General features: G+C 63.2%; 6 protein-coding genes. 2 read left to right on the top strand and 4 right to left on the bottom strand.

Annotated features, from left to right (window positions below):
- From napG to napF, 4 genes are all read right to left on the bottom strand, one after another.
- A partial coding sequence (napG, locus tag ACMV8A_RS10335) for a ferredoxin-type protein NapG (protein ID WP_495325702.1) occupies positions 1-838 on the bottom strand: 838 nt, incomplete at its 3' end.
- An 18-nt stretch (positions 839-856) separates the two neighbouring features.
- Positions 857-3,394, bottom strand: a complete 2,538-nt coding sequence (gene napA / locus ACMV8A_RS10330; RefSeq protein WP_495325701.1) for a nitrate reductase catalytic subunit NapA — start codon at positions 3,392-3,394, stop codon at positions 857-859.
- Positions 3,391-3,681, bottom strand: a complete 291-nt coding sequence (locus tag ACMV8A_RS10325) for a chaperone NapD (protein WP_495325700.1) — start codon at positions 3,679-3,681, stop codon at positions 3,391-3,393. The genes napA and ACMV8A_RS10325 overlap by 4 nt, the downstream gene beginning before the upstream one ends.
- Complete coding sequence (napF, locus tag ACMV8A_RS10320) at positions 3,678-4,193, bottom strand: ferredoxin-type protein NapF (protein WP_495325699.1); 516 nt, start codon at positions 4,191-4,193, stop codon at positions 3,678-3,680. Before napF ends, ACMV8A_RS10325 begins: the two co-directional genes overlap by 4 nt.
- A 294-nt stretch (positions 4,194-4,487) precedes the next feature.
- Here napF and moaA point away from each other — a divergent pair, with 294 nt between their 5' ends.
- On the top strand, positions 4,488-5,471 hold the full coding sequence (gene moaA / locus ACMV8A_RS10315) for a GTP 3',8-cyclase MoaA (RefSeq protein WP_495325698.1): 984 nt from the start codon (positions 4,488-4,490) through the stop codon (positions 5,469-5,471).
- Positions 5,472-5,583: 112 nt separating this feature from the next.
- Positions 5,584-6,456: an HDOD domain-containing protein gene (locus ACMV8A_RS10310; protein ID WP_495325697.1), complete on the top strand. Its 873-nt coding sequence runs from the start codon at positions 5,584-5,586 to the stop codon at positions 6,454-6,456.
- The last annotated feature ends 182 nt before the right edge of the window (positions 6,457-6,638 follow it).

Genomic DNA, 6,638 nt, shown 5'->3' with positions numbered 1-6,638 from the left:
CCCTGCCGCGCTTGAGCGTTTCCAGCGGATCAGCGCCGTAAGGCGTTTGTCCCGATTCCTCCCGAATCAGGCCGCGCCCTTCATAGTCGTAGCGCATCCCTTCCGGCAGGTTGTAGCGATGTTCCTCATCGGGCGTGACCAGACTGCCGCCGGCGGCCTCTTTCTCCTTCCAGCCCAGGCGGTAGTGGCGGCCGAGCAGGCCCTTGGCAAGCTGGATGGGCAACACCTTGATTGCCGCCTCGTCGAGGATGCAGGACTTCTCGCACTTGCCACAGCCGGTGCAGGCGTCCGAATGCACCACCGGGATGAACAGCGCATGCTTGCCGGAACGCGGGTTGTGCAGCATGTCCAGCGTGATGGCCTTGCCGCGGATCGGACAGACGTTGAAACACACCTCGCAGCGCAGACCATGGAAGGCGATGCAGCTTTCCTGATCGATCACCACCGCCAGGCCCATACGCGCGTCGTCGATGTCAGTGAGACTGTGATCGAGCGCGCCGGTAGGGCAGGCCTTGACGCAGGGGATGTCCTGACACATCTCGCACGGAATGTCGCGGGCGATGAAATACGGCGTGCCGTGCGCCACCTTGTCGCCCAGCTCGGCCAGACGCAGGGTGTCGTAGGGGCAGTCACGCACACACAGGCCGCAACGCACACAGGCACCGAGAAAGTCGTTCTCCGCCAGTGCGCCAGGCGGACGTATGGCCTCCGCCGGCAGGGATGCGGCCTGGCGTGAGTACAGACCCACGCCCAGCCCCAACAGGGCGACACCGCACGCCGTCCTGGCCATATCGACCAGGAAGCCGCGCCGTGCCTTGCCTGTGTCCTGCGTTGCCATGGCGCCCTCGCCTTCCCCTTAGGCCCGCGTTACGCGCACTGCGGTCTTCTTGAAGTCCGTCTCTTTCGAGATCGGACAAGTGGCATCGAGCACCAGCTTGTTGACCAGGCGGCCGGCGTCGAAGAAGGGAATGAAGATCAGTCCCTTCGGCGGCCGGTTGCGACCGCGGGTCTCCACCATCAGCGTGATATCGCCGTGGCGGCTCGCCACCCGCGCCATCATGCCGCGGCGCAGGCCGCGTGCCTGGGCATCCTCCGGATGCATGAACAGCACTGCATCGGGGAAGGCGCGATACAGTTCCGGCACGCGACGGGTCATCGAACCGGAATGCCAGTGTTCCAGCACGCGGCCGGTGCACATCCACAGGTCGTAGTCCTTGTCCGGCGCCTCGTGCGGCGGCTCATAGGGCAGGGCGAAGATATTGGCCTTGCCATCCTTGTTGCCGTAGAACTGCACACCGGCACCGACCGGGACATGCGGGTCGTAGCCTTCGCGGTAACGCCACAGGGTTTCCTTGCCGTCAATCACCGGCCAGCGCAGGCCGCGCACGCGGTGATACAGCTCGAACTCGCCCAACTCATGGCCCTTCTTGCCCTCCAGGCCAAAGCGGCGGTATTCCTCGAACAGGCCCTTCTGCACGTAGTAGCCGAAGTGCTCGGACTCGTCGTTCTCGTAGGTGTTGCCGGCGGTATCGGTAATCTTCTGCTTGGGGAACTGGTTTACCTGGCCGTTGGCGAACAGCACGTCGTACAGGGTCTTGCCCTTCAAATGCGGCGCCTTGGCCAGCAACTCCGCCGGCCACACCTCATCGGTCTTGAAACGCTTGGAGAACTCCATCAGTTGCCACACGTCGGACCGAGCCTGGCCCGGCGCCTTCACCTGCTGGCGCCAGAACTGGCCGCGCCGCTCGGCATTGCCGTAGGCCCCCTCCTTCTCCACCCACATGGCGGTGGGCAGAATCAGGTCGGCGGCCATGGCCGACACGGTGGGGTACGGATCGGAGACGACGATGAAATTGGCGGGATTGCGCCAGCCCGGATACTGCTCGTGGTTGATGTTGGGACCGGCCTGCATATTGTTGTTACACATCTGCCAGTAACAGTTCATCTTGCCGTCGTTGAGCATGCGCTGCATCAGCACGGCGTGGAATCCCGGCCTGGGATTGATGGCCCCTTCCGGCAGCTTCCAGATTTTCTCCGCCAGGGCGCGGTGTTCCGGATTCATCACCACCATGTCCGCCGGCAGACGATGGGCAAAGGTACCCACTTCGCGCGCCGTGCCGCAGGCGGAAGGCTGGCCGGTGAGGGAGAACGGGCCGTTGCCCGGTTCGGAGATCTTTCCGGTCAACAGATGGATGTTGTAAACAAGGTTGTTTGCCCAAGTGCCGCGGGTGTGCTGGTTGAAACCCATGGTCCAGTACGACACCACCTTGGTCTTGGGGTCGGCGTAGAGTTTGGCCAGCTCGATGAGCTGCTCCTTGGGCACGCCGGAAATCTTGCTCACCTTGTCCGCGGTGTACTCGGACACAAAGGACTTGTATTCATCGAAGGTCATCGGCGTGCTGCCGCCCGGATCGCCCTTCGGCTTGCCGTCCTCGCCGGGATAGCCGTTGTTGCTCGCCGCCTGTTCGCGCGGGTCGTTGGGACGCAGGCCATAGCCCAGATTGGTATTACCCTTCTTGAAGTTGACGTGCTTGGCGACGAAGTCCTTGTGCATGGCGCCGTTCTGGATGATGTAGTTGGCGATGAAGTTGAGGATCGCCAAATCCGACTGCGGCTCGAAGATGATCGGCAGGTCGGCCAGTTCAAAGCTGCGATGTTCGAAGGTGGACAGCACGGCCACCTTCACATGCGACGCGGTGAGGCGGCGGTCAGTGAGGCGCGACCACAGAATCGGGTGCATCTCCGCCATGTTGGAGCCCCACAGCACGAAGGCATCGGCGTGCTCCAGGTCGTCATAGCAGCCCATGGGCTCGTCCATGCCGAAGGTGCGCATGAAGCCCACCACCGCCGAGGCCATGCAGTGACGCGCGTTCGGGTCGAGATTGTTGGAGAGGAAGCCGGCCTTGAACAGCTTGGCCGCCGCATAACCTTCCCACACCGTCCACTGACCGGAACCGAACATGCCGATGCCGCTCGGCCCCTTGTCCTTCATGGCCGCCTTCCACTTCTCGGCCATGACGTCGAAGGCCTGGTCCCAGCTCACCGGGGTGAATTCGCCTTCCTTGTCGTACTTGCCGTTCTTCATGCGCAGCAGCGGCTGGGTGAGGCGATCGCTGCCGTAGAGGATCTTTGCCAGGAAGTAGCCCTTGATGCAGTTGAGGCCACGGTTCACCGGTGCGTCCGGATCGCCCTGCGTGGCCACCACACGGCCGTTCTTGGTGCCGACCAGTACGCTACAACCGACACCGCAGTAACGGCAGGCGGCCTTGTCCCAGCGTATCTTGGTCTCGGTCGAGGCCAGCGCAGTGTTGATGCCGGGCAGGGTGATGCCCGCGGCGGCCGCCGTGGCGGCAACGGCATTGCTCTTGATGAAATCACGCCTTGTCAGTTTCATAGCAAAGTCTCCTGTTCGGCAGCATCGTTCTCGAAATGGTGGTAAATCATCGCGGCGGACAACACGCCTTCGACGTCATACAGACGCATCACGCTCTCGCCCGTCATCCGTTCCTCACTCTCATCCACCGTCACCACCAGCTTGCCCTCCGGCGTGACGGCATGAATCTCTACGCCCGGCAATTGGGCCAACTGCATCTGCACCGAGGTCAGGCATTCCGGACTGGCATGCACCAGTACACCGGCGATGGAAATGGCAGATGCCTCCTGGGTTGGGGCTGGGGTCATACGGATACCTCGACGGGGTGGGGGCGGTAGTGCATGGTCACGGCAGCCGCTGGACAGGGCCGGATGCAGGCGCCACAGCCATTGCACAACGTGGGAGTCACTTCCGGCTGCGCAACGCGGCCGGCGGTGGGACGAAAATGGATGGCGCGGGCCTCGCACTGCTCACCACAGCTGCGGCACACCACACCGTGCAGGGCGAGGCAGTCGGCACCAACCACGGCATGTAATTGCCAGGGCGCCTCGCCGTCGTAGGCGCGCAACGCGCCGGTGGCACAGCTGTCGAGACAGGCGCGGCAGAAGGTGCACTCGCCGCGCTGAAAATCGACCTTGGGGAAACCGCCGCGTCCGGCGTCGAGCAGACCCTGCGGGCAGGCCTGCATGCACTTGCCGCAGCGATCACAGCGTTCGACGAACAACCACTCCTCCAGCGCCCAGGGCGGGCGCACGGCACGCCGTTCGCCGCGGATATCGCCGCGCAGGAACTGCGTTCGCGTAATCGCCGTCTCCATCATGCCGCACCCCAGAGCTAAATCTGTTCTAGTTATATGCTTATAAACGCTAGGTATTAGGGCATCGTACAACCTTGATGTAAATCAAGTTAGAAGCCGGATTCCCCCAATGCAAATGCGCCAACCAGAGTTTCAGCAGAAAATTTCCAGTTATTCCGGGAAGATACGGCCAGGAGCCGGTCGCCTGCCTCTGTAGGCATACCTCGTCAGAGGTATGCCGTCGCAACATCCGGAAATTTAGCGCTATCCACTGCGAGCACTTGCATCACCTGGTGGGAAGGGCTAGAAACTCACCTCATGAGCAACACACTTACCGACACCTACGGCAGACGCATCACCTACCTGCGCCTCTCGGTCACCGACCGCTGCGACCTGCGTTGCTTTTACTGCCTGCCGCAGGGCTTCACCAGCTTCGAGGTTCCCGAGCACTGGCTCGACTTCGACGAAATCAGCCGCGTGGTCGCCGCCTTCGCCGACATGGGCGTGCAACGCCTGCGCCTCACCGGCGGCGAACCGTTGGTACGCAAGGGGCTGCCGGATCTGGCGGCCCAGCTCGCCACTATCCCCGGTATCGACGATCTGTCCTTGTCCACCAACGCCGTGCAGTTGGCCAAACATGCCCAGACGTTGAGGCGCGCCGGCGTATCGCGCCTCAACGTCAGCCTCGATTCGATACAGGCCGACAAATTCAAACAGATCACCGGTGGCCCGCTGGAAAAAGTGCTGCGTGGCCTGACGGTGGCCAAGGATGAAGGCTTTGCACCCATCAAGCTCAACATGGTGGTAATGAAGGGCGTCAACGACGATGAAGTGGAAGCCATGGTGGAGTTCTGCATCGAGCACGACTACACCCTCCGTTTCATCGAAACCATGCCCATGGGCGACACCGGCCGCGATGCCGCGGATCACTTCCTCGACCTGCGCGAGGTGCGCGCGCGGCTGGAACAGCGTTTCGAACTGGTGGACGCGGTCATGCCCGGCGGCGGTCCCGCCAAATACGTCCAGGTGGCCGGCACCGATCTCAAACTCGGCTTCATCACCCCCATCTCGCAGCACTTCTGCGACACCTGCAACCGCGTGCGCCTCGGCGTCGACGGCACACTCTACCTCTGCCTGGGCCAGGACCACAGCGTCGAGCTGCGCCCCCACCTGCGCCAGGGCATCTCCCACGACGGCCTGGTCAACCTGCTCACCGACGCCGTCGCCCACAAGCCCCACAAGCACGAATTCCGCGAAAAACCCGACCAGGTTATACGCTTCATGTCGCAGACCGGCGGCTGAGCCCGCGCGGCGAATCACGCCTGTTTACCATCCTTCCCTCCCGAGCCCTTCCGGGGCTATGATGTAACGCACTGATTTCCACACAAATAACTACACGCACAGGGAGTGTTTTGTGCTGACGGAAAATGCACGGGACGGAGGGGAAGAAAGCGCAGCGCTAGAGCAGACACTGCTGGCTGCGCTGGAGGCCGAGATCGACAGCAACCGTCTGGTGTTGCCGTCGATGCCCGAGATCGCACTGCGCGTGCGTGAACTGATGGCGCAGCCGGAGTGCTCCACGGCCCAGCTGGCCCGACTCATCAGCACCGATGCGGCACTGGCCGCCCGCCTCATCAAGGTGGTCAACAGCAGCAGCTATCGCGGCAACAAAACCATCGACAACATTCAGGCCGCCATCACCCGCCTCGGCATGCAACTGGTGCGCTCACTGGTAACCCAATTGGCCTTGCTGCAATCGCTGCACGGCGGCGGCACCGCGGCGGGGCAGCAGCTCGCCACCCTGTCGCGTCACAGCATGGAGATCGGCGCCCACTGCCACGCCATTGCCGTGCGCTATACCCAGCTCAACCCGGAAGAGGCGCTGCTGGCCGGACTGGTGCACGACATCGGCAAGCTGCCGCTGCTGCTGCGCCTGCGCACCCTGCTCAAGGGCCAGGATGCCGTCGCGGAGATAGTGTTGTCACGCCTGCATGGCCGGGTCGGCGCCATGGTGCTGGAGGCCTGGCGTTTCGCGCCGGAGATGGTGGCGGTGGCGGCCGAGCACGAGCACGTGGCGCGCAATCCCTATGGCATGCCCGATTACGCCGACGTGGTGCTGCTCGCCCACCTGCTGCTGCACCTGCGCCAGGGTACGCAAGCGGCGTGGACCGCCCAGGCGGAGCAGGCGCCGATCTTCCGCAAGCTGAAAACCTCGCCGCAACAGATGCTCGACGACGAGCCCCTCAAACTGTATGTCCACGCCGCCCTGGAGCGGCTCAGCGCCTGATCCTTATTGACAATGATTCGCATTTGCCAAAGAATGCGGACCTCCCTGGCCAACCCGCCAAGCCTGATGCCACACCGCGGACTACACATCTTCCTGGTCCTGGCCCTGCTGCTGTTTTCCTGGGCCGAGCTGGAGCACAGCACGGACCTCGACGCCCACCACGGCGGCGAGAGTTGTGCGGT

It is taken from the genome of Sulfurivermis sp. (assembly GCF_059410345.1).
Note: the sequence above shows the minus strand (reverse complement) of the source record. Positions and strands in the feature narration are given on the sequence as shown.

Excerpts from the sequence above, each read along its gene's own strand:
- napA (WP_495325701.1), bottom strand. The coding sequence starts at position 3,394 with ATGAAACTGACAAGGCGTGATTTCATCAAGAGCAATGCCGTTGCCGCC.
- ACMV8A_RS10325 (WP_495325700.1), bottom strand. The coding sequence starts at position 3,681 with ATGACCCCAGCCCCAACCCAGGAGGCATCTGCCATTTCCATCGCCGGT.
- napF (WP_495325699.1), bottom strand. The coding sequence starts at position 4,193 with ATGATGGAGACGGCGATTACGCGAACGCAGTTCCTGCGCGGCGATATC.
- moaA (WP_495325698.1), top strand. The coding sequence starts at position 4,488 with ATGAGCAACACACTTACCGACACCTACGGCAGACGCATCACCTACCTG.